Below are 21592 nucleotides of genomic sequence, written 5' to 3'. Positions count from 1 at the left end.
TATCTTAAGTAAGTAATAGTTTCTATTTAAATTCTTTTTCAGCAACTGCTTTATTTCTCGCTTTTGCTAACATAGGAATAGAAATAAGCCCCATCACCATCATAATCACAATCTGTAACGGCAGGGAAATAAATGAATAGGTTAAACCAATTTCTCCACCCAACTGACCACTTTTCCCCATAGAGATAAACAACGCCATAAAGCCATACTTCATTGCTAAATTGAAAGCTCCGATTCCACCACTTGCAGGAACGATCATTCCTAATGTTCCTACTACAAGAATTAAAAAGCCATCATCAAAAGTAAAGTTTGAGGTTTCAGGAAGTGCAAAACATACAAGATAAGCTGCAAAATAATAAGAAACCCAAATTCCGATCGTATAAAGAATAAATTTTCCTTTTTGTTTCAGTTTAAATATTGATGTTAGACCTTTCATAATCCCATCAATGAAATTAATAATCTTATCTAAAACCGGAACATTCGCCAACCTTTTTTTAAAAACAAAAAATAAAATTGCTCCTAAAACTAATATTCCTATGATCAATATAATCTTATTTGGATTAATATTGATTCCTGAGTTTTTATAAAAAGATAAGATTACATCTCCCTTAAAAATTAAAGTCAATGCTAAAAAAGCTAGCATACAAACCAAATCTACCACTCTTTCCAGAATAATGGTTCCGAAAGACTGATCAACCGGAACTTTTTCTACTCCATATAAAGCCGTTGCTCTGGCTACTTCCCCACTTCTCGGAATGGTAAGATTCATTAGATATCCAAAAGAAAGTGACCATAATGAATTAGAGTTCGAAATCTGATATCCCATTGGTTCCAACATCAGATTCCAACGAATCGCTCTGAACCAATATGCTGCAATCCCAAAACAGGCTGCAAACAAAACCCACCAGTAATTCGCTTTTGATATAGATTTTTGAAAGGATACATAATCAAAATCTTTAAGAGCAAACCATAAAAAAAAGCCTGCAATTGCAAGCGAAATTACTATAGTTAGTAATGATTTTAAAGGATTTTTCACTTTTTTCTCCATCCGATTACGTCAAAAGATTTGTTTTTTCATCCGGAAAAACAATTTTCGGCTGGAAATCTTTGGCTTCTTCAGGAGTCATCTGTGCATACGCAATAATGATAATGATATCATCTTTCTGTACTTTTCTCGCAGCAGGACCATTAAGGCAAACCTCTCCGGATTTTCTTTTTCCTTTGATAACGTACGTATCAAAACGCTCTCCGTTATTTACATTTACGATATACACTCTCTCGCCCACTACCAATCCGGCAGCTTCTATAAGCTCTTCATCTATCGTAATACTCCCGATATAATTAAGGTCTGAAGCGGTAACTCTTACCCTGTGAATCTTAGACTTGAAAACTTCTATTAACATGGTGCAAATTTATTAATAAAAATTCAGAAAACAGCCTTTTAAAATGATTTTAAAACTAGCAGATACACAGGAGTTTAATTTAAAAAAATATATTTTTTTCGAATTTTAATTAGCAAATATTCAAACATATCCTCAAAAACATTAATAGTTTATCTTAAATTTCGGATTTAATAAATACATAAAATAAATTTACATTTTTGCTAAAGTCAATATACATAAGCAATTGGCATGATTTTAGTAACGGATAACGTAGATTTTTCGTGAAATGTTAAATTATGATATTTTAATCATTTTTAGGAAAATTTGAAAAAATTACACAATATTTAATAAAAAAATTGCACAATTAGAAAATAGTATTATATTTGCTATAATAACGAACTAACTTTAATATTAAAAATTATGAACAAGTCTGAATTAATCGACGCAATCGCAAAAGATGCAGGAATTACTAAAGTTGCAGCTAAAGCTGCTTTAGAATCATTCATCGGTAATGTAACTTCTACTCTAAAGAAAAAAGACGGAAAAGTTTCTTTAGTAGGTTTCGGAACGTTCTCAGTAGCTGAGAGAGCCGCTAGACAAGGTATTAACCCTGCAACTAAAAAACCAATCAAAATTGCTGCTAAAAAAGTTGCTAAGTTCAAAGCTGGTGCTGATTTAGCTACTGCAGTTTCTGGTGCTAAGAAAAAATAATCATTCAGATTAGAAAAATAAAGCCTCATCAATTGATGAGGCTTTTTTATGCGCTTTGTTTAAGGAGCTAATCTTGAGATTTTCCAATCCAGATCTTCTAATTGATACACTATTCTGTCATGCAATCTATTAGGTCTTCCCTGCCAAAATTCTATTTCATAAGGTCTTGCAAGATAACCACCCCAGTTTTCAGGCCTTGGAACTTCCTCATTTTCATATTTTTTCTCCAGATCCTTCAGCTTATCTTCTAGAAACTCTCTGTTCGGAATTTCCTGACTTTGGGGAGAAACTGCCGCTCCAAGCTGACTTCCTTTCGGTCTTGAATGAAAATAGCCATCACTAAGATTTTCAGCAATTCTTTCCAATTCCGCCTTGATGATAATCTGCCTTTCCAACCCTGGCCAAAAGAAATGTAGACAGGCTTTATGGGTTCTTTCTATTGATTTCCCTTTCTTACTGTCATAATTCGTATAAAAAATAAATCCTTCATAAGTATAAGATTTTAGTAAAACCATTCTTGTACGTGGACAGCCATCATCTTCCACAGTAGAAATTGCCATAGCATTCGCTTCAGAAATACTTGGATTATCACTTGCTTCTAAAAACCAATCCCTAAATTGTTCAATCGGATTCTGTTTAATCTCACTTTCAATAAGTTGGGATTTCTCGTACACTTTTCTCTTATGGTGCAGGTTTTCCATAAATATTTTTATTAAATTTGAGTATGAATTACTCTTACAAAGGTAAAATATTAATCTCCACCCCCGATATTTCCGGTGATATTTTTTCAAGATCGGTAGTCCTGATTATTGAGCATAATGAAAATGGTGCATTTGGTTTGATCCTGAATAAAAAAAACACTCAAATGAGCGGGAAATTTAAAAATTTATTTGATTTTCCAATTGAAGTGTATGACGGCGGACCTGTAGAAAACGACAAGGTTCTGTTCATCGTAAAAGGAAAAAAAGTAACGGAAGTATATTCTGAGATAACGGAGGATTTTTATCTTACAGAGGATATTGAAAACATCATCAGTGCAATTCTTAATAGTGAATTGAACATAGATGATGTAAAGATTTTTTCAGGATATTCTGGATGGACCGCTCAGCAATTAGACAATGAAGTTCTAAAAAAACTATGGACCGTAGTGGACATTTACAACCTTGATTACACCTTACCCAACGACCAAACTCTTTGGAAATCAATTATGCAAAATCTTGGAGGAGAATATCTGCTTTGGGCAAATTCACCGGAAGACATTTCTTTAAACTAGAAAGCTTTTCCATTATCTGTGATTTAAAAATTAACAAACTTTAAGAACGTCTTAACCAATTTTTAAGAAAGAATTGACGTTATTTGATAGACCAAAAAATCACGATATGAAAGCAACTAAACTACTTATTTTATCGCTTTTTTCTACAGTATTTTTATCTTTCACTCCTATTAATAAAAAATACATTGTTGTAGATGCGGGACATGGAGGAAATGATTTCGGATCAAACTTCAACGGTCATTCTGAAAAAGACATTACTCTTAGTATCGCTAAAGAAATTAAGAAAATCAACGAAACTCAGGATAAATATGAGGTTATCTTAACCCGGGATTCTGACATTTACAGTCAACTGAAAGAAAGAACTGATTTGATCAATAAGCTTAATCCGGAAATGGTTATTTCTTTACACGTCAACAGCAGCCCTGAAAAAGAGTCTACAAAACAGGGACCGGAAATTTTCGTTCAAAATTCTGATTCTTCAAAAAAACTAGCTGAAAAAATAATGCAAAAGTTTACTTCCAGCACAGTAAAGGGTGAAACTAATCTTCATATTTTAAGGGAAAGTAAATCGCCTACCGTATTGGTAGAGCTAGGATTTATCAATAACACCCAAGACAGAACTTATATGACCAGTACAGAGGGGCAAAAAGAAATCGCACAGAAATTCATTGAAGTCATCAATGAAAACTAAATAAAATACAATTTCTGATTTATTCAGAATAAAACCCGGTAAAGGACTTTTAGAACTTTGTTGTTTACCGGGTTTGCCTAATTTTTAAAAACTTTCTTTCCAGCTTTCTACCCATTCTAAAAAACGGGAAGCGACAAAAGTCTTATTTCTTATTTTACCTACAGAAAATATGCCTTTCTCTTCGGAAATCATTAAAATTTCTTCAGCTTTTTGAGATTCAAATGCAATAATCTCGTGTTCCTGAATATCTGCAAGTTTATTTTTATGTAAAAAGGTCACAAAATTTTCCATTAAAGGAGAAATGTAAGCACCTTCTGTTTGTTTGGGAACTTTAATAACATCTCCTTCCAAAAATAAAAGATTACCAGAAGTTGTACGTGCAATTCTTTTATTGGGGTTCAGTAAAATAACATCATCAAGGTCATTTTCCTGAGCATAAATCTCCCCGTAGATATTTTCCGGAGAATGTACTCTGATATTACTTAAAAGGTTATTATTGACGTTTATTTCTTTAATCAGATCCAACTCTAAAGGTCTCGTATGAACCGCTAAAACATCATCCATTTCTGTAACCTCATAAAAGTAAGATATAGTAGATTTAGACAAGGTAATACCATCATTATTTCTGAACACCTGAAAGTTGATGATCCCGTTCTGTATTCCTTTCTGATCAACAACTTCTTTTTGAAAAAGAGACTGGAAAAACTCCAGTGTATAGGTTAGAGGAATATTCATTCTCATCTTTCTCATGGATGCCATTAAGAAGAAATAACATTCTTCATCCATTATAAGTTTAGCATCTCTCACGAAGAAAGAAACTTTCACAGCATCTCCCGCAAGAAATGCTCTATTTTTCATAGGTAATTCTCCTGAAGTAAAATATTGATTTTCCAATTTTATATTGATTACGTTATAAAAAAATAATGAACGATAAATCGTTCATCAGTTTTGTTATTTGGTGTATACTGCATTATGCAGCACCTAATTTTATTCTTAGATTCTCTATCAGATTTTCCCAGTACATTGCATTTTCGCTTTCGTCTCCTTCTTCGCAGAAGTCTGTAATATTTAGAGCTAAATCTTCTGTAATATCATCAATTACGATAGTCATTTCAAAGAAATTTTTCGTTCCTTCATCTTCTTCCCATCTGAAACGAACGAAACCTTCAGGCTTATATCTGATTAAAGTGGCTTTCTCAGCAGGACCTCCACCCCAGCTGAAAAAGAAATCATCACCCTTCTCTGTTACCTCATCCGCAAACCATTCAGACAACCCCTCTGCAGTCGCAAGATATTCATATAAAATCTCTGATAGACAATGCATTGGAAATTCGTAATGGACTTTATGTTTCGCCATATAATCTTTGTTTTTATCGTCACGCAATATATAAATTAATTTTTTTATTACACAAAATTGTATTTACTTTTTTACATAATCTTCATGATATTTATCAGAGATTTTTAAATAATTATTTAAATCTATTTTCATGAAAAAACGCTCCAATTTTTGAAGCGTTTTTATATTAATTTTCGTTTGAAATATTTAATCTCGCCAAATAAAAGCATAGTCATCACTTATTATCTTTTGAGTAAACTCATGATTTGAGGAAATATAATATTCGATATTCATAACGTATTTTTCCCCATCTTTAAAATCATAAAACTCCCTAATATTCATAGGAAATTTAAATTCTAAGGTGTCATTCACACTCAAAACAGAAGCAGGATAGGCACAAGCAGGATCTGCCTTAACTCTGATTTTAATGGGTAGCTCCTTTCCTTCTTTATGGATGTTGACATATGTATTATACATACAAGGTTTTTTTATTTCAACAGAAAAATTATTTTTATTACTGAAAATCATGTAGATGTCGTAATTATTTTTAAACACACCTTGTAAGTCTATTTGTAAATCTACATGTTTACCCTGAGAACTTGAAGTACAGCTGAATAATAATATAAAAAAAACAATAAAATTTTTCATAATTGAAGTTTTACATGTACAATCTAGACAGCTATTTTTTCACAAATCAATTCTAAAGGAATCTTGCAGGAACAAACCACAATAGAAGAGAAACAACAAATAAGATTCCAATGAAAATTACAGCCCGTATTTGCAGATTATCAGAAAAAACGAGATCTTTTTCTCTATCATAATAAAAATATTTATCATTACTACTTCCAATTTTCAAATCAGCTACCGGAAGAGAAATATTATCATATATATGATTATTAAATTGTACTTTACATGAAGACCTCCCCCTTCCACCATAAACATCCAAGATTTTAACCTTTACTGGGTTTTGCATGTTCATAATTTCCTGTTTTCTACTTATATCCTTATAGCCTGCATTTAGAAAATAGAATAAGATAATGTTAAAAATGATAAGTATAAGAATCCTAAAATGTAATATTCCTTTATAAGCATTTATTAATCTCATACTTTTTATCTTTTACTAATTAAGATCTAAATTCCTGTATAAAACTTAAAGATAGTAAAAAACTTCACGCTATTAATTTTCGTTTAAAACATCCAAGATAATCTGACATCCTTCTCTGATTTCATCCAAAGAAATTGTTAACGGTGGAGAAATTCTTAAGTATTCATTTCTGTACAACTGCCAGAAAACGATCAACCCTTTTTCCATACATTTTTTAGCAACCTCCAAAGTATATTCCGGAGAACCTAAATTTACAGCAAGCATCAATCCTTTACCGTTTATATTTTGAATTTTAGGATGAACCAAAAGTTCTCTGAACAATTTTTCTTTTTCTTCTACTTCATCCATTAATCCGCTTTCTAAGACTTCTTTCAACGTTGCATAACTGGAAGCCGCAATTAAAGGATTTCCTCCGAAAGTGGTAATGTGACCTAATTTTGGAGAGTGAGCCAATGTTTCCATTATCTCTTTTGAACTCATGAATGCTCCTACAGGAACTCCTCCTCCCATTCCTTTTCCCATAACCAAAATATCGGGAACAATGCCGAAATGTTCAAAAGAAAACAATTTCCCTGTTCTTCCGAATCCGGGCTGAATTTCGTCAAGAATCAATAAGGCTCCTACTTCTTCACATCTCTTTTTAAGTTTGATTAAATAATCATCATTAGGAACCAAAAATCCCGCTGCTCCCTGAACGGTTTCTAAAATAACACAAGCTGTTTTCTCTGTTATTTTATCAAAATCATTTTCATTATTGAATTCAATGAAGGAAACCATCGGTAACAGAGGACGGAATTCTCTTTTATGAGTTTCATTCCCTGAAACACTTAGTGCTCCGTGTGTATTTCCGTGATACGAATCTTTAAAGGAAACAATTTCTTCTCTTCCTGTATATCTTTTAGCTAGCTTTAAACTCCCGTCAATCGCTTCTGCTCCACTGTTCACCAAATACGTAATTTCTAGCGGATCCGGAGTTGCTTCTGCCAATAGTCTGCATAAAGCGACTGGTTTTTCCTGAGCATACTCTCCATATACCATGACATGAAGATATTTTTCTGCCTGTTCTTTGATTGCATCTACAACTTTTGGATGGGAATGACCTAAAGTATTCGCAGAAACCCCTGCTACAAAGTCTAAATATTTTTTTCCGTTGGTACCGTAAATGTAGCTCCCTACCGCTTTTTCAACTTCAAAACCTGCAGCAAATTTTGTAGTCTGAGCCTGATATGTAAAAAAATCTTTTTGCATTTCCATTATAAGAAAAATTTTCAGCAAAGCTATAAAACATTCGTTAAATCCTGAAATTAATCCCCATAAAAAAGACCAGCTTCTACAAACTGGTCTTCTTATTATTTTCTAACTCTTTTTGGTTTTTTAGCTTCTTCTTTTGCTCTTTCGGCATCTATAGCCTCCTGCGCTTTATCATACAACTCGCTCTCCGGAGTATACTTTATCTCTTCATAATTCGGAGTATCTACCAGAATATCCTGCCACTTCCTTATTCGGTCTTTTGTATTCCAATTGAAATCCTGGAATTTCCGTTTTGAAGGTTCAATTTTACTCATCGGGTAGGTTTCAGAAGTAGCACCGATACTACATGAAATGATCTGTAAAGCACTTTCTGCAAACAGCGTACTGATAATTCCACAAGAAGAAAGGGTAATTCCTATTCTTTCTGTCTGTTTAGTTTCTTTGTTGGTATCGTCTGTATAAGCAATCGCCTGAGCGTTACCAATTACTGTGGCTTCTTTAATTTCATTATTCTCATAATGAACTGTCATGAACTTTCCTTTCACCTGATTGAATTCATCTTTCAGAGTAAGAGAGTCGACTTTACTGATTGCCAAAGCATTTCCAATCACTTTTAATGAATCAATATTTTCATTTTGAGTATTAAAATAAGCTTCTACTTTATCTCCTGTCACCTGCTTCTCGCCACTCCAAAGAATAGGAGCTGTATACATATGCATTACTCCATCTGTTTCGTTAAAAGCAATGGAATCTGCCCTTCCCTGTGCGTTTGACTTATAGAATCTTGCTTTTTTAAATGCTCTGATAAAACTTTTCTTTACCGCCAGATCCGCAGAATCTGGTTTTTGATAGGAAATTATTTTTTCTGAAGCGAAGTATAAAGAATCTTTTTCCATTGCTTTTACAGCATATGGATTTTTGGTCATCATTGCAGAGTCTTTCTTCTGAAAAATCTCACCATATCCTCCTTTTATCCATCTTCTTTCATTCGGGTCATCCAACATTACATTGCCGGTTGCTTTCCCAAAACCTGTAAGCTGATTGTAATAGATCTCATCTCCGGTAAGGATTTTATCATTATAATATACCCTTGAATTTTTCGTCAGGAAAGATTCTTTGGTATTCAGATTATGAGTCCCTTTTTCTGTAACGATTCTGTTTTTAGGATTCTTATTATTGGTAATTGTAGTATACCCGTTAATGGTAACAATATTGGTGTTTTGATTCTGAACAACATTTTCACCTTCCAATGTATAATCACGATCTACAATCTTCACTCTCCCTGTAAGATCAATAGTACGAGTCGTTAAAAAGTAAGTAGCCGATTTGGAATACGTTGTACTTTTACCATCATCAATCGTTCCTCCTGTATTATAATAAGCCTGATTGGTCAGTCTGTCATAATACATAGTTTCTGTTTTAATAATAGTTCCTTTCGGATCGGTAAGCACTACATTTTGTCTCGCAACCCCTCTTTGAGTAGTTCCGTTATATTCCATTTCTTTTGCCGAAATGACAGAGCCATCAGAGTTAACCAATTTTACATTTCCAAAAGCTTTTACAAGACTTTTCTCATTATAAAGAACTACTTCATCTGCCGTTAAAACCGAACCTTGATGCTCAATTTGCACACGACCAACCATGTATTGATTACCTTCATACTTCGTATCTCTTTTAAACTCATCAGCATGAATAATCCTTACTTTATCCTGAGGGCGAACCGGTTGTTGTGCAGCATTCGCTTTTGGCTGAATATAAGGATCCATCTGCACAGTCTTATTATTCTGCGCAAAAAAGAACGTAGAAACGAAAAGTAACAGTAAAAAAATCAGTCTCATTGATTAATCATTCTTAGTGCCATAAAAATATAGCGAATGAGAATCAATTTTTACGCCAAAAGCTTCTTCAATTGCCTCTTTAATCCCTTGAATTCTAGGATCACAAAATTCGATAATTTCTTCAATCTCCTTATCTGAATCTTTTTTATAAATCACCAAATGATCATGCTGTTTATCAAAATAAGACTTTTCGTATGAAGATGAAGTCAATGTTTTTTCTCCGAACTGATGTTTACGAATCAGCCCTGCATCAAGGAAAATTTCAATTGTATTGTAAATCGTTGCTTTCGATACATGATATTTTTTCTGAAGCATCAATAGGTATAAATCATCCACATTGAAGTGGTGATCCATATTATAGATTTCTTCTAATATGGTGTATCTTTCGGGAGTATTTCTGAAACCTTTCTCTAATAAATAGTTTCTTAAAACATCCTTAATTAAAGCTATATTTTTTTCTTTTTGTAAAGTATCCATCAAAAAAATTATCTACAAATTTATTGATTTTTATTTAATTAATATCAGAAGGAATTGTTAAAGCAGACTAACTATTGTGTCTCAAGAACCCGGCTTGTTCAATTTTATGATCATAAACCGTAAGTTCTGTAATAGGTGCAGACTCAACCACAACGTTGTGAGAAGTCACTCCCCATGCTTTAAAGTCATCACTTCCTATATACTTCACAAAGTTGTAAATATTCAACGTAATCTTCTGTTTAACAGTTAAAAGGATATCGTTGATATAGGAGTTATCTATAATTACATACTTTAAATCCGGTGGAATATTGTAAGATCTTAAAGACGGGTGACTGCTTCTTGAAGGTATGGTTCCGTCTGCCATCAAATCTTTTAAAACCATACTAAAATAGTCATTGATTCTACGATCTACTTTAAATCCTAAAAGGAAATTGATTTTATAAATAGTTCCCGGCAAGATCTCATCTACGGTATATTTAAAAGTAAACGGATCTTCCTGATTGGTAATCGTTAAAATAAAATAATGATCTGCTCTTTTCGGTTGTTTTTTAATGATAGAATAGATAATTTTTGATTCTACCTCATCACTTCTTTTCGCTCTACTCAGATAAGCAAGATTGGTCGCATATTTCGGAATTGTTTCATCCAGCTTCATATCCTTGATAATCGGAGTATAATTTTCCAGCTTCACAAACTGAATAAACTGAGTTTTTATAGATCTACCGTTATACCAAGCATACATACAAATTCCTATTGAACCAGCCAATACTACGGTAATCCAACCTCCTTCCATGAATTTGATAATATTTGCGCTGAAGAAACCTAATTCTATCGCTAAATACACAAAAGCAAAAACAAGGATCAAAAGCTTATTGATTCTGTGCTTCAGTAACCAAAATACAAGAAGTACTGTCGTCATTAACATGGTAACTGTAATGGAAAGACCGTAAGCCGCTTCCATTTTTCCTGATTCTCTGAAGTGAAGAACCACGATAATACAGAATAATAATAGTCCCCAATTGATTCTTGGGATATACATTTGTCCTTTTACTCCTGAAGGATAATCAATTTTTTGATTAGGCCATAAGTTAAGAGACATTGCTTCAGAGAAAATAGTAAAAGACCCTGTAATTAATGCCTGACTTGCAATAATTGCTGCAGCTGTTGCCAAAATCACTCCCGGTAAAACTGCCCAAGGCGGCATAATTCCAAAGAAAGGATTTACAGCAGAGAATCCAGGATTTTGGTAATTTGTTAGTAACCAAGCTCCTTGTCCAAGGTAATTTAAAATCAACATGATTTTCACAAATCCCCAACTTACTCTGATGTTTTTTGCTCCACAATGTCCAAGATCTGAATATAAAGCTTCTGCTCCGGTTGTACAAAGGAAAACCGCTCCCAAAATCACAATAGCACTTGGTGAATTTACAATCAGTTTATAAGCATAGTAAGGGTTGAATGATCTTAAAATTTCAAAGTTTTCGCTTAAATGAGAAACTCCTAATCCTCCCAATACTAAAAACCAAACGACCATAATAGGTCCGAAAAACTTCCCTATAAAGCTGGTTCCGAACTGCTGAACCACAAAAATCACAATCAGAATTCCAATCGTAATAGGAACTACAGGAGTATGAGGATTATAAATTTCAAGACCTTCAATTGCTGACATTACCGTCAACGAAGGCGTAATCACCCCGTCTGCAATAAGTGCAGCTGCTCCCACAATAGCGATAAGATACAGCCAGCCTTTCTTAAGGTTCTTAACTAAAGAAAATAAAGCTAAAATCCCACCTTCTCCTTTGTTATCTGCACGAAGGGCTATGATAACATATTTAATGGTTGTTTGCAGCGTTAAAGTCCAAATAATACACGAAAGCGCCCCTTCTATGTATTCGTTAAAAGGCATATTGCTTCCGCTCTGTCTTGCGTTCACAATTGCTTTCATTACGTAAAGCGGTGAGGTACCAATATCTCCAAAAACGATTCCTAGAGAAACCAAAACTCCAATAAAGGAAAGCTTTTTAATGTCAAAATGATGACCGCCTTCTGTAACTTCTGCCATAACAGATAATTTAATTTTTAAACGCGCAAATTTAAACCAAAATTATATCCCCAAGAACTTTTCTTCATGAATATAATAAATGAAAAAACTTCCTTTCGGAAGTTTTTTTCTATTACTTAACGTACATTGCTTTTTTAATCTCCTCTTTTACTTTTTCAAGTTTAGGGAACCACTCTGCAAATAATGCAGCTGAATAAGGTGCAGGAGCATCAGGAGTCGTAATTCTCTTGATAGGAGCATCCAAATAATCGAATGCTTTTTGCTGTACCATATATGTAATTTCAGAAGAGATTGATCCAAATGGCCAAGCTTCTTCTAAGATCACTAATCTATTTGTTTTCTTTACAGATTCTAAAATTGTATCAAAATCTAAAGGACGAACCGTTCTAAGATCGATAACTTCTACAGAAATACCTTCTTTTTCCATATCTTCAGCCGCCTGAATTGCCAACTTCATGATTTTTCCGAAAGAAACTAATGTAACGTCTGTACCTGCTTTTTTAATATCTGCTTTCCCGATTGGTAAGTAGTATTCTTCTTCAGGGATTTCCATTTTATCACCATACATCTGCTCAGATTCCATGAAAATTACAGGGTCATTATCCTGAATCGCTGTTTTCAATAATCCTTTCGCATCATAAGGGTTTGAAGGAACCACCACTTTAAGTCCCGGAACGTTTGCAAACCAGTTTTCAAAAGCCTGAGAGTGTGTAGCTCCCAATTGTCCTGCAGAAGCAGTAGGTCCTCTGAAAACGATAGGACAGTTCCACTGACCTCCACTCATCTGACGGATTTTCGCCGCATTATTAATAATCTGATCAATACCTACCAATGAGAAATTGAACGTCATATACTCTACAATTGGTCTGTTACCGTTCATTGCAGCACCTACAGCAATCCCTGTAAAACCAAGCTCAGCAATTGGTGTATCGATTACTCTCTTAGCACCAAATTCATCCAGCATTCCTTTTGAAGCCTTATATGCACCGTTGTATTCTGCAACTTCCTCCCCCATTAAAAAGATGGATTCGTCTTTACGCATTTCCTCGCTCATTGCCTGTGCAATTACCTCACGAAAAGTATATTCTGCCATATTTATTTGAAAAATTTAGACTACAAAAGTAGTGTTTTTTTATTATACGCATCATAAAAAAGAGATCACATTCGCTAAGATTTTTGTATTAATTTTAATTTAAATTACATTTTCTTCCGGTTTATTTAATTCTTTATAAATTTCATAAAAATAAAAGACGATATTTCTAAAAGAAATACCGTCTTTAAATTCTATTTACACTAAGTTTTTTAGTTCGTTTTCTGCCAAGTCTGCGTTCTTCCTATTAAAGAAAGACCAATATACCCTCTTACATTCAGCTTATCACCCTCTCTTGTAATGGTACACTTGTACGTTTTCCCAGTTTTAGGATCGGTGATCGTTCCTCCTGTAAATTCATCATCTTCTTTTTTAAGTCCTCTGATGATCTCCATTCCTAAAATCGGTTTTCCTTTTCTATCGTCTTTACAAACCGTACAATTAGGATCCGCAGGTTTTATTAATAGCTGAGAAACTTTCCCATAATACTTACCGTCGGATTTTTTATAGATCTCTACGATAGATTTTGCCTGTTTTGTTTCATCATCTATTGTTTTCCATTTTCCTTCGATCTGTGCAAAAGACAGCACTCCCAATAAAGAAAAAGCAGATGTTAATAATAATTTTCTCATATTTTTATAGTTTTAATTCTGATACAATAGTTTTGTTGTCTAATTACTGTTAAAAATATAAATTAATTTTAAACGAACAAAAACTTTTATTATCCAAGGCATATATAACAAGAGGTATACCAAATTTCAGAATTAAACATTTACTAAACGGACTTAATACATCTTTCTATTAATAACCCTGTTCATATAATCCTGATACCACGCCTTCGCCATCAATTTCCCTTTTTCCACCTCAGGATTATTTTTCAGTTGATCCATCAAGTTTTTCTCCAATCCCAGATCCGATTTATCAAAAACACCTACGATTTCTTTACCGTCAAAACGATAAGTATAATTCCCTATAATGAACTGCTCTACCGTTCCATCGGAATTAGCAATAATGGGAGCATATTTTTTATCACTCACCAAACTTCTTCCCCAACTTCTGATTTTTTTATCATAGCCTATTAAATCAGCCAATGTAGGATAGATGTCTATTTGCTGTGCAAATTCCTGATTCACGCCTTTCAGATTATATTCCGGATTCGGAGAATAGAAGATCAAAGGAACCGCAAAACGATTCATGATTTTTTCATATTCAGGATAATACACTTCATTGGTATGATCTCCTGTAAAAACAAATATGGTATTGTTGTACCAAGGTTGCTTTTTAGCGGTTTCAAAATATTTTTTGATGGCATAGTCCGTGTATTGTATCGGCTCATGCATCTGATTTTTCCCTTTTTTGAATTTCCCGTTATATTTCTCCGGAATTTTGAAAGGGTGATGTGAAGAAGCCGTAAACACGGTTGTCATGAAAGGTTGGGTTTTCCCTACATTTTTAGCAAAATACTGCAAAAACGGTTCATCCCAGATCGCCCACATTCCGTCGAAATCGCTATCATTATTATATTCCGTTTTTCCATAATAATGTTTAAACCCAAGAATATTTCCAAAACCTAAGAATCCCATAGAACCATTCGGAGCTCCATGATAAAAAGAGGTATCATATCCTAAGTCATTACAGATAGAAACAATTGACTGTATTTTTTGGTTGGAATAAGGTGAACTTGTAAAAGCATCCGTCAAACTCGGGATTCCTGCCAGAACAGAACTCATCCCGTGAATAGACTGTCTTCCGTTCGCAAAAGTATTCGGGAATATTAAACTTTGCCCTGCCAAACTATCGATAAACGGCGTATAAGAAACATAATCCTTAATATTTTTGTCTTTATTAAATGCTCCGGAATATTCTCTACCAAAGGATTCTACAATAAAAATAACAATATTAGGTTTGTTTGTTACTTTCCTGTCATACTGTTTATAAGGCTGAATATTTTCATCAATAAATTTCTCGTCTACAAAGTGTACTTCTTTGAAATTATTGGTATTTAATGTCCTGAAAAAGGAAAATGTACTGTTCAGCACCATATTTCCCTGAGCCGGAAGCTTTACAAAACGATTTGCATCTACAAGATTGATCGGTCTTGTACTGTGTTTAAAATCCCCTCTTATTCCACCAACAACTAAAACTGCAGTCACACAAAGTGTTAGAATGGATAAAATAAAATACGGGATTAATTTTACAGGTTTACGTTCTGTAATTTTCACTTTCTTATAAAGGAAAACCCAGAGCCACATCAAAGCGACAAACCAGATAAGAATAAAAGGATTCTGTATAATAGAAGCGGTAAATACTTTGAAAATATTTTCTTCGTGCTGTGCCACCTGAAATGCGGCTGAAGTAAGTCTTGTTTGAGAAAATTTAAAATACACAAAATCTCCGAAATTCATTGCATAGGTAATTCCGTTGGTGATAAAGTACAGCCAGAAAAGGATTTTCTGATATACTTTCTTTGTATTAACCACAATAGGAACTAAACTCAGCAGGATGAAAAGAGCATTTACATATAAAATTGCGGTGGTATCAAATGCAATCCCATGATAAGACAGGCTAAAATAATCTGAAACTGAGTCTATTTTAATTAAGCCTCTATTAAAATACCAAAATAAAAATCTGGCAATCTGATAGAAAAAATATGCTAAAAAAATCCGGTATAACAATACCAGAACTTCTTGTCTTCTAAATTCTTTAAAAAATTTCATGGCACAAATTTACATCAAATTCGTATACAATGAATGCAACAATGCTGCAATATAGAAATGTAGCAATAATTAAGCACACCTTTAAATTGATATATTCTTACATTCATTTATTTGATATATTGTTTTAATTTTGTGGTTATGAATTTTATTAAAAATAATCTTGCGAATGCAATCACTCTGGGAAATCTATTTTCAGGCAGTGTGGGAGCCATCCATCTTATTCTTGGCGATTATCAAACGACAGCTATTTGCATTATTCTTTCCTTGATTTTAGATTTTTTTGATGGTTTTGTAGCCAGAGCTTTAAAATCGAATTCAAACTTAGGTGTTCAATTGGATTCTTTAGCGGATATGGTAAGTTTCGGACTGGTTCCGGGATTGGCAATGTTTAAAATGCTTGAACCTTTCGGCACTCATCTTTTAAGATTCTCTTTGCCTTTTGAAATTAAATATCTTGGATTGTTTATCACGTTATTTTCGTGTCTGAGACTGGCTATTTTCAATTTAGATGAGGATCAAAAATATTATTTCAAGGGATTGAATACGCCTTCTAATACCATTTTGATATTTGGGATTTATTATTATTTGGTGGAAATCGCATCACCAAAAATATTTGAAAACGAAACATTCAGCTTGGGTCTTATCATACTGACTGTTTTATCTTCATGGCTTTTGATCAGTCCTATCAAAATGATCGCCATGAAATTCAAATCGATGAAACTTCAGGACAATTATCCTAAAGTAGCTTTATTAATTGGTTCAATTCTTATTCTGACTATCTTCAAAATTGCAGGAATACCATTGGTGATTATCTATTACATTTTTATTTCAATTATCTTTCAAAAACAACTTAATTAAGTGATAAGTTTTGAGTTATTAGTGATATGTTGTAAAATATACGACTTCATTTTAACTCATAATTCATAACTTTCAACTCATAACTTACAAAAAAATGAATTTAAAATTATATAAACCTCTTTGCATCTTTGATCTGGAAACTACAGGAACCAATATCGGGAAAGACCGAATTGTAGAAATCTGTATTTTAAAAGTAAATCCGGATTCTTCAAGGGAAAGCAAAACATGGAAAGTAAATCCTGAAATGCCTATTCCTCTAGAATCGAGCCAGATCCACGGAATATATGATGAAGATGTAAAAGATGCTCCTACATTCAAACAGATTGCTTCCAAAATCATGGAAATGATTTCAGGAGCAGATTTGGGAGGCTTTAATTCTAACAGATTTGACGTTCCTTTATTAGCAGAAGAATTATTAAGAGCTGAAATAGATTTTGATCTTAGTAAATTCAAATTAGTGGATGCACAGACGATTTTCCATAAAAAAGAGCCTAGAAATCTGGGAGCTGCCTATCAGTTCTACTGTGGCAAAACATTGGAAAACGCACACTCTGCAGAAGCTGATGTTATGGCTACTTTTGAAGTATTGGATGCACAGGTTGGAAAATATGAAGATGTTCCGAATGAAATTGCCGAACTAAGTGAGTTTACATTTCATAACAAAAATGCAGATTTGGCAGGATTCATCGGATATAACGATAAAAATGAAGCGGTTTTCAACTTCGGAAAGTATAAAGGACAAGGCGTGAAAGCTGTTTTCCAGAAAGATCTTGGATATTTCGGATGGCTGCAGAATGCGGATTTCCCTTTATATACTAAGAAGGTTTTCACAAAAATTCAGTTATTAAGTAAATTTTAAAAAGATGAGTGAGCTCGTTAAATTTAAATTTTATGAAACTGCTCTTCAGGCGAATAGAGACAAACAAATCCTGGCTGAAAACGGGATCAACAGTTTTATTGCCAATGAACAATTAATCCAGTCGGATTGGTTGCTTTCTCAGGCCGTAGGAGGAATTCAGCTGCAGGTTTTTGAGGAAGATCTGGAAAAAGCAAAACAAGTTTTACAGGATTACAAGGAGAACGAAGAATTTTCTCTGGAAGTAGAACATACTATTGAAGATCCTGAATTTGATTTTGTTTGTCCGAAGTGTGGTTCTAATCACATTTACAGAGATGATAGTGCAACAAGTTTCTTTGGTATTTCCATTTTAACGAGTCATAAATTTGTGTGCTATTATTGTGGGAATGAGTTTACGCGTTAAAAATTGAACGCAAACCTTGTCATTCTGATTGGAGCAAAGCAGAATGAAGAATCTATTATTTTAAACGCAAGGTTGGCTAAGTTTTTTGAATTTTGTTGTGAATATTTTTAGTTCACAAAGACGTTTCACTCAGCAAAGGTTTTGAACACAGTTTGTCATCCTGAAAGGATCTAAGCCACGGCATTTTTCTTTTTAAATAAAGAGATTGCTTCGTCGCTCTGCTTCTCGCAATGACATAAAACTGTTCTCTAATACTACGTTGGGATTCCTCTGGAATGACAAGCTTTATGGTTTTCTAAAGTTTTAAATTCACAGGCAGAATTCCACCCCTCCAGAGGAGTGGCCAAAATTCTGAAAGAATTTTTGACGGGGAGGTCTTTAAACAAGATAAATCTCCTAGCCCCGATTGCAACGGCATCCTTTTGTGAAGCGCAGCGGAACAAAAGATATAGTGAAAAGCGGGAAATAGCTCCTTAAAAAAATTAATAATACCATTACGAGATTGCTTTGGAACTTCGTTTCTCGCAATGAAATAAATAAAAGAATTATGAAAATAATCTGCATAGGAAGAAATTACAGCGAACACGCGAAAGAATTAGGAAACGAAATTCCTGAAAGACCGGTTATCTTTATGAAGCCGGATACCGCCGTTTTAAAAGGAAATGATTTTTACATCCCTGAATTTTCTGAAGATGTTCATTACGAACTGGAAGTTGTCGTTAAAATTTCGAAAGGGGGAAAATACATCCAGCAAGAATCTGCTCACAAGCATTATGAAGAAATCGGTTTGGGAATAGACTTTACGGCAAGAGATCTTCAAAGTGATCTAAAATCTAAAGGTTTACCTTGGGAATTAGCAAAAGGTTTTGACGGTTCGGCTGTCGTAAGCAGCTTTTTCAAAAAAGAAAAATTCAGCCTTGACGCTCTGAATTTCTCATTACTAAAGAACAAAGAAAAAGTACAGGACGGAAATACAAAAGACATGATGTTCAGTATTGATGACATCATTACTTTTGTTTCTCAATATTTCACGTTGAGAGTTGGAGATCTTATTTTCACAGGAACTCCAAAAGGAGTCGGAAAAGTGAATGAAAATGATATTCTTGAGGCTTATCTGGAAGAGGATAAAGTTTTAGATTTAAGAATATTGTAATTTTAAAATTTTTCATTTATCTATTTTTTTCTTACCTTTAAGAGACAAAATATGACCATATGATAAATATAGTATTACCCGTAGATTTTGGGGAAAAGACAGATCAGCTGATAGATGGAGCCGTGAAATTTGCAAAACAAGTCAATGGAAAAATAAATCTGATACATGTTGCTCCTACCGATATAGGTTTTGCTATTGGCGATATGGGGTACCAATATTTCCCGGAAGTGGAAGAAAACGAGATCAGAGAAGAATTGGTACAACTGAATAAACTTCAGCAAAGAATTCTTGCTCATGATGTAGACTGTGAACACCTTTTGAAACAAGGGATCGCAAAAGATATCATTCTAGAGTATGCAAAACTAAAGAATGCTGATTTTATCGTGATGGGATCACACGGAAGAAGCGGAATTTATGATGTTTTTGTAGGAAGTTTAACGAAAGGACTTACAAAAAGTTCTCCAATCCCTGTATTGGTTGTTCCTATTCATAATTAGTAATTTAATTATTAACCATAAAAAAACCGATCAAATATAATATTTGATCGGTTTTTTACTATATAACCAATTAATTAACCTTCTTTTTTGTAGATTTTTGGATCGTAGTAAGGGTGTTTACCTTCTGTAGGAGAATAATAATCTTTGTCTTTATCTCCACCTAACTTTGATACTAAAACATAGCACCAGTACGTAAACAATACGCAGCAAACGATAAACAAGATCCAGTTTAAAACATTTCCAAATGCATCATAAAAACCGAAAGACCATTTGAAAACTTTACTTAAGAATAGAAAGAAAGACGTCATTATTTTCCTTTTTTAAATTAACTTTGCACAAATTTATAAAAAATGTTTAAATTACTTTCAAAAGAAAGCAATATTTTTTCGATACCGGTCTATATTGTTTTTCTTCTTTTTATAGTAATATTATTTAACATACTGAATTTCAACACTTATGAAGCGATTGTTGCCGGAATTACATTTCTAGGAATTGCTTTGGCCTATTTCTGTTTTCACTCTATTGCCCTTAATTATCAGACTCATCTTCCTTTATTTTTATATACATTTTTTATTTTCGGATTGTATCCTGGAGGAATAGATATCGGCATTGCTGTAGCTTTGCTTACGAATGCTTTTCTTATGCTTCTTCTTACGAGTACGAACGAAGATCTAAGAAAGAAATCTTACGTATTGGTAGGCTCCATTGTGGCGCTTAATTTCATATTTCTTCCGACAACCTGGCCAATGGCTGTTTTTGTGTTGATACACGTTATTGCAACCTCTGAAAGGGTAAGTTTAAACATCATCAGATTTTTATTAGGAGTCCTTCTTATTGTGATCAGCTATTTATCTACAATGTATTTTCTTGATTTCACTACATGGAATCTCGATTATTTTCCTTTTGGAAAGATGACAATCATTACTGATTACCATGAACTTTTCCCTTTAATTCCTATTGCATTGCTTCTTATTTATGCGATATACGACCACTTTAGCAATTACAATAAAAAAAGCCCGATCAGCAAGTATAAGTATACTTTTTTATTGGTTTTTTCATTGGCACAGCTGGTTACGATTATTCTTTATATGAATAAGAATTACGAGTATTTATTATTATTGGCGTTTCCGTCAAGCATTATATTGAGTAGAATGTTAAGATTCCTCCCCAAATACTGGATGAGGGAATTGAGTTTGTGGCTTATTATTTTAAGCTTAATTATGTTTAAGGCAGAAACCTATTTTGATATATTTTAAAGATTATGATTCAGATAGACGATAAATTAATTTCCGAGGATATTTTTTCCGAAGAGTTTGTATGCAATCTTACCAAATGTAAAGGCGCATGTTGTGTGGAAGGTGATGTAGGAGCTCCGCTAGATAAAGAAGAGCTTGAGATATTAGACAATATTTTTGATAAGATAAAACCTTATTTAACGCAAGAAGGAATAAAAGCACTGGAAGAGCAAGGAACATGGACTACAGATCCGTCTGACGGAATGTATGTAACGCCAATGGTTGAAGACCGCGAGTGCGCTTATGTTACTTTTGATGAAAAGGGAATTACGAAATGCGGTATTGAAAAAGCTTACGAGGATGGTGCTGTAGATTGGCAAAAACCGATTTCCTGCCACTTGTACCCGATCAGAATTACAGAATATTCTACTTTTTCCGCTTTGAATTACCACGAGTGGAATGTATGCAGTGATGCTTGCGCTTTAGGAAAAGAATTACAGGTACCTGTTTATAAATTCCTAAAAACTCCGCTTACGAGAAAGTATGGTGAAGATTTCTACACGACTCTCAGTGAAGTTGCTGAAGAATGGAAAAATGAATATGGCTCGTAATTGAGTTTAAAAATATTTCTCTAAAATAATAAAAGCCCTCAGA

Annotated in this window: 25 protein-coding genes; 10 read left to right on the top strand and 15 right to left on the bottom strand. The window is 33.6% G+C overall.

The features are described from left to right. Window positions 1–22: 22 nt before the first annotated feature. Together RM51_RS06665 and panD are read right to left on the bottom strand one after the other, a co-directional pair. Window positions 23–1048 (bottom strand): lysylphosphatidylglycerol synthase transmembrane domain-containing protein, encoded by a 1026-nt coding sequence (locus RM51_RS06665; RefSeq protein WP_039366630.1) that lies wholly within the window; start codon window positions 1046–1048, stop codon window positions 23–25. 4 nt (window positions 1049–1052) lie between these two features. Continuing rightward, a complete protein-coding gene (panD, locus tag RM51_RS06660; protein WP_039366628.1) occupies window positions 1053–1403 on the bottom strand; it encodes an aspartate 1-decarboxylase in 351 nt (116 codons plus the stop codon). Window positions 1404–1802: 399 nt separating this feature from the next. On the opposite strand from panD, the gene RM51_RS06655 reads away from it, so the two are divergent. Next, window positions 1803–2093, top strand: a complete 291-nt coding sequence (locus RM51_RS06655; RefSeq protein WP_039366625.1) for an HU family DNA-binding protein — start codon at window positions 1803–1805, stop codon at window positions 2091–2093. A gap of 59 nt (window positions 2094–2152) precedes the next feature. On the opposite strand, the gene pdxH is transcribed toward RM51_RS06655, so the two are convergent. After that, window positions 2153–2794, bottom strand: coding sequence for a pyridoxamine 5'-phosphate oxidase (gene pdxH / locus RM51_RS06650; RefSeq protein ID WP_039366623.1), 642 nt, complete (start codon window positions 2792–2794; stop codon window positions 2153–2155). Between the two features lie 23 nt (window positions 2795–2817). Here pdxH and RM51_RS06645 point away from each other — a divergent pair, with 23 nt between their 5' ends. Together RM51_RS06645 and RM51_RS06640 are read left to right on the top strand one after the other, a co-directional pair. Continuing rightward, window positions 2818–3366 carry a YqgE/AlgH family protein gene (locus tag RM51_RS06645; protein ID WP_039366619.1) on the top strand — a complete coding sequence of 183 codons (549 nt, stop codon included), beginning with the start codon at window positions 2818–2820 and terminating at the stop codon, window positions 3364–3366. A gap of 106 nt (window positions 3367–3472) precedes the next feature. Then, entirely contained in the window at window positions 3473–4057 is a 585-nt protein-coding gene (locus RM51_RS06640) for an N-acetylmuramoyl-L-alanine amidase family protein (RefSeq protein ID WP_039366614.1), read from the top strand. Window positions 4058–4141: 84 nt separating this feature from the next. On the opposite strand, the gene RM51_RS06635 is transcribed toward RM51_RS06640, so the two are convergent. From RM51_RS06635 to RM51_RS06585, 11 genes are all read right to left on the bottom strand, one after another. After that, window positions 4142–4915: an aminotransferase class IV gene (locus RM51_RS06635; RefSeq protein WP_039367717.1), complete on the bottom strand. Its 774-nt coding sequence runs from the start codon at window positions 4913–4915 to the stop codon at window positions 4142–4144. A 112-nt stretch (window positions 4916–5027) separates the two neighbouring features. Beyond that, entirely contained in the window at window positions 5028–5414 is a 387-nt protein-coding gene (locus RM51_RS06630; RefSeq protein ID WP_039367715.1) for an START-like domain-containing protein, read from the bottom strand. Window positions 5415–5600: 186 nt separating this feature from the next. Beyond that, window positions 5601–6041 (bottom strand): hypothetical protein, encoded by a 441-nt coding sequence (locus RM51_RS06625; protein WP_039366613.1) that lies wholly within the window; start codon window positions 6039–6041, stop codon window positions 5601–5603. A 52-nt stretch (window positions 6042–6093) separates the two neighbouring features. Continuing rightward, entirely contained in the window at window positions 6094–6372 is a 279-nt protein-coding gene (locus tag RM51_RS06620) for a hypothetical protein (protein WP_131667051.1), read from the bottom strand. A 198-nt stretch (window positions 6373–6570) separates the two neighbouring features. Further along, window positions 6571–7746, bottom strand: coding sequence for an aspartate aminotransferase family protein (locus tag RM51_RS06615; RefSeq protein WP_039367712.1), 1176 nt, complete (start codon window positions 7744–7746; stop codon window positions 6571–6573). A 101-nt stretch (window positions 7747–7847) separates the two neighbouring features. Beyond that, window positions 7848–9587: an OstA-like protein gene (locus RM51_RS06610; protein ID WP_039366607.1), complete on the bottom strand. Its 1740-nt coding sequence runs from the start codon at window positions 9585–9587 to the stop codon at window positions 7848–7850. 3 nt (window positions 9588–9590) lie between these two features. After that, window positions 9591–10064: a Fur family transcriptional regulator gene (locus RM51_RS06605; RefSeq protein ID WP_039366604.1), complete on the bottom strand. Its 474-nt coding sequence runs from the start codon at window positions 10062–10064 to the stop codon at window positions 9591–9593. A 67-nt stretch (window positions 10065–10131) separates the two neighbouring features. After that, on the bottom strand, window positions 10132–12126 hold the full coding sequence (locus RM51_RS06600; protein WP_039366601.1) for a KUP/HAK/KT family potassium transporter: 1995 nt from the start codon (window positions 12124–12126) through the stop codon (window positions 10132–10134). Window positions 12127–12238: 112 nt separating this feature from the next. Next, complete coding sequence (locus RM51_RS06595; protein ID WP_039366597.1) at window positions 12239–13219, bottom strand: pyruvate dehydrogenase complex E1 component subunit beta; 981 nt, start codon at window positions 13217–13219, stop codon at window positions 12239–12241. A 209-nt stretch (window positions 13220–13428) separates the two neighbouring features. Beyond that, on the bottom strand, window positions 13429–13848 hold the full coding sequence (locus RM51_RS06590; protein ID WP_039366595.1) for a DUF2147 domain-containing protein: 420 nt from the start codon (window positions 13846–13848) through the stop codon (window positions 13429–13431). A 153-nt stretch (window positions 13849–14001) separates the two neighbouring features. Then, window positions 14002–15933: an LTA synthase family protein gene (locus tag RM51_RS06585; RefSeq protein WP_039366592.1), complete on the bottom strand. Its 1932-nt coding sequence runs from the start codon at window positions 15931–15933 to the stop codon at window positions 14002–14004. Window positions 15934–16071: 138 nt separating this feature from the next. Between RM51_RS06585 and RM51_RS06580 the strand changes: the two genes are divergently transcribed. The 5 genes from RM51_RS06580 to RM51_RS06560 all read left to right on the top strand — a co-directional run bounded on the left by RM51_RS06580 (window position 16072) and on the right by RM51_RS06560 (window position 19703). Continuing rightward, the gene (locus RM51_RS06580; RefSeq protein WP_039366591.1) at window positions 16072–16791 is read left to right on the top strand and encodes a CDP-alcohol phosphatidyltransferase family protein; all 720 of its coding nucleotides are present in this window, start codon (window positions 16072–16074) and stop codon (window positions 16789–16791) included. 94 nt (window positions 16792–16885) lie between these two features. After that, a complete protein-coding gene (locus tag RM51_RS06575) occupies window positions 16886–17650 on the top strand; it encodes a 3'-5' exonuclease (RefSeq protein WP_039366588.1) in 765 nt (254 codons plus the stop codon). Window positions 17651–17654: 4 nt separating this feature from the next. Next, the gene (locus tag RM51_RS06570; protein ID WP_039366587.1) at window positions 17655–18053 is read left to right on the top strand and encodes a putative signal transducing protein; all 399 of its coding nucleotides are present in this window, start codon (window positions 17655–17657) and stop codon (window positions 18051–18053) included. 547 nt (window positions 18054–18600) lie between these two features. After that, entirely contained in the window at window positions 18601–19206 is a 606-nt protein-coding gene (locus RM51_RS06565; RefSeq protein ID WP_039366585.1) for a fumarylacetoacetate hydrolase family protein, read from the top strand. A 59-nt stretch (window positions 19207–19265) separates the two neighbouring features. Beyond that, a complete protein-coding gene (locus RM51_RS06560) occupies window positions 19266–19703 on the top strand; it encodes a universal stress protein (protein WP_039366583.1) in 438 nt (145 codons plus the stop codon). A 74-nt stretch (window positions 19704–19777) separates the two neighbouring features. Here RM51_RS06560 and RM51_RS06555 read toward each other — a convergent pair whose 3' ends face one another. Then, entirely contained in the window at window positions 19778–20011 is a 234-nt protein-coding gene (locus RM51_RS06555) for a DUF6341 family protein (protein ID WP_039366581.1), read from the bottom strand. A 42-nt stretch (window positions 20012–20053) separates the two neighbouring features. On the opposite strand from RM51_RS06555, the gene RM51_RS06550 reads away from it, so the two are divergent. After that, window positions 20054–20959 carry a DUF6427 family protein gene (locus RM51_RS06550; protein ID WP_039366578.1) on the top strand — a complete coding sequence of 302 codons (906 nt, stop codon included), beginning with the start codon at window positions 20054–20056 and terminating at the stop codon, window positions 20957–20959. Between the two features lie 5 nt (window positions 20960–20964). Continuing rightward, complete coding sequence (locus RM51_RS06545) at window positions 20965–21549, top strand: DUF3109 family protein (RefSeq protein ID WP_039366575.1); 585 nt, start codon at window positions 20965–20967, stop codon at window positions 21547–21549. Window positions 21550–21592 lie beyond the last annotated feature (43 nt).

It is taken from the genome of Chryseobacterium taiwanense (assembly GCF_000813825.1).
GTDB lineage: Bacteria > Bacteroidota > Bacteroidia > Flavobacteriales > Weeksellaceae > Chryseobacterium > Chryseobacterium taiwanense.
The sequence above is the reverse complement of the archived record's forward strand: the minus strand, read 5'-3'. Positions and strand labels throughout refer to the sequence as shown.

Coding starts and splice junctions, on each gene's coding strand:
- panD (WP_039366628.1), bottom strand. CDS start 1,403: ATGTTAATAGAAGTTTTCAAGTCTAAGATTCACAGGGTAAGAGTTACC.
- RM51_RS06570 (WP_039366587.1), top strand. CDS start 17,655: ATGAGTGAGCTCGTTAAATTTAAATTTTATGAAACTGCTCTTCAGGCG.
- RM51_RS06655 (WP_039366625.1), top strand. CDS start 1,803: ATGAACAAGTCTGAATTAATCGACGCAATCGCAAAAGATGCAGGAATT.
- RM51_RS06620 (WP_131667051.1), bottom strand. CDS start 6,372: ATGAACATGCAAAACCCAGTAAAGGTTAAAATCTTGGATGTTTATGGT.
- RM51_RS06610 (WP_039366607.1), bottom strand. CDS start 9,587: ATGAGACTGATTTTTTTACTGTTACTTTTCGTTTCTACGTTCTTTTTT.
- pdxH (WP_039366623.1), bottom strand. CDS start 2,794: ATGGAAAACCTGCACCATAAGAGAAAAGTGTACGAGAAATCCCAACTT.
- RM51_RS06605 (WP_039366604.1), bottom strand. CDS start 10,064: ATGGATACTTTACAAAAAGAAAAAAATATAGCTTTAATTAAGGATGTT.
- RM51_RS06595 (WP_039366597.1), bottom strand. CDS start 13,219: ATGGCAGAATATACTTTTCGTGAGGTAATTGCACAGGCAATGAGCGAG.
- RM51_RS06615 (WP_039367712.1), bottom strand. CDS start 7,746: ATGCAAAAAGATTTTTTTACATATCAGGCTCAGACTACAAAATTTGCT.
- RM51_RS06635 (WP_039367717.1), bottom strand. CDS start 4,915: ATGAAAAATAGAGCATTTCTTGCGGGAGATGCTGTGAAAGTTTCTTTC.
- RM51_RS06630 (WP_039367715.1), bottom strand. CDS start 5,414: ATGGCGAAACATAAAGTCCATTACGAATTTCCAATGCATTGTCTATCA.
- RM51_RS06585 (WP_039366592.1), bottom strand. CDS start 15,933: ATGAAATTTTTTAAAGAATTTAGAAGACAAGAAGTTCTGGTATTGTTA.
- RM51_RS06560 (WP_039366583.1), top strand. CDS start 19,266: ATGATAAATATAGTATTACCCGTAGATTTTGGGGAAAAGACAGATCAG.
- RM51_RS06555 (WP_039366581.1), bottom strand. CDS start 20,011: ATGACGTCTTTCTTTCTATTCTTAAGTAAAGTTTTCAAATGGTCTTTC.
- RM51_RS06600 (WP_039366601.1), bottom strand. CDS start 12,126: ATGGCAGAAGTTACAGAAGGCGGTCATCATTTTGACATTAAAAAGCTT.
- RM51_RS06590 (WP_039366595.1), bottom strand. CDS start 13,848: ATGAGAAAATTATTATTAACATCTGCTTTTTCTTTATTGGGAGTGCTG.
- RM51_RS06580 (WP_039366591.1), top strand. CDS start 16,072: ATGAATTTTATTAAAAATAATCTTGCGAATGCAATCACTCTGGGAAAT.
- RM51_RS06550 (WP_039366578.1), top strand. CDS start 20,054: ATGTTTAAATTACTTTCAAAAGAAAGCAATATTTTTTCGATACCGGTC.
- RM51_RS06640 (WP_039366614.1), top strand. CDS start 3,473: ATGAAAGCAACTAAACTACTTATTTTATCGCTTTTTTCTACAGTATTT.
- RM51_RS06565 (WP_039366585.1), top strand. CDS start 18,601: ATGAAAATAATCTGCATAGGAAGAAATTACAGCGAACACGCGAAAGAA.
- RM51_RS06575 (WP_039366588.1), top strand. CDS start 16,886: ATGAATTTAAAATTATATAAACCTCTTTGCATCTTTGATCTGGAAACT.
- RM51_RS06645 (WP_039366619.1), top strand. CDS start 2,818: ATGAATTACTCTTACAAAGGTAAAATATTAATCTCCACCCCCGATATT.
- RM51_RS06625 (WP_039366613.1), bottom strand. CDS start 6,041: ATGAAAAATTTTATTGTTTTTTTTATATTATTATTCAGCTGTACTTCA.
- RM51_RS06545 (WP_039366575.1), top strand. CDS start 20,965: ATGATTCAGATAGACGATAAATTAATTTCCGAGGATATTTTTTCCGAA.
- RM51_RS06665 (WP_039366630.1), bottom strand. CDS start 1,048: ATGGAGAAAAAAGTGAAAAATCCTTTAAAATCATTACTAACTATAGTA.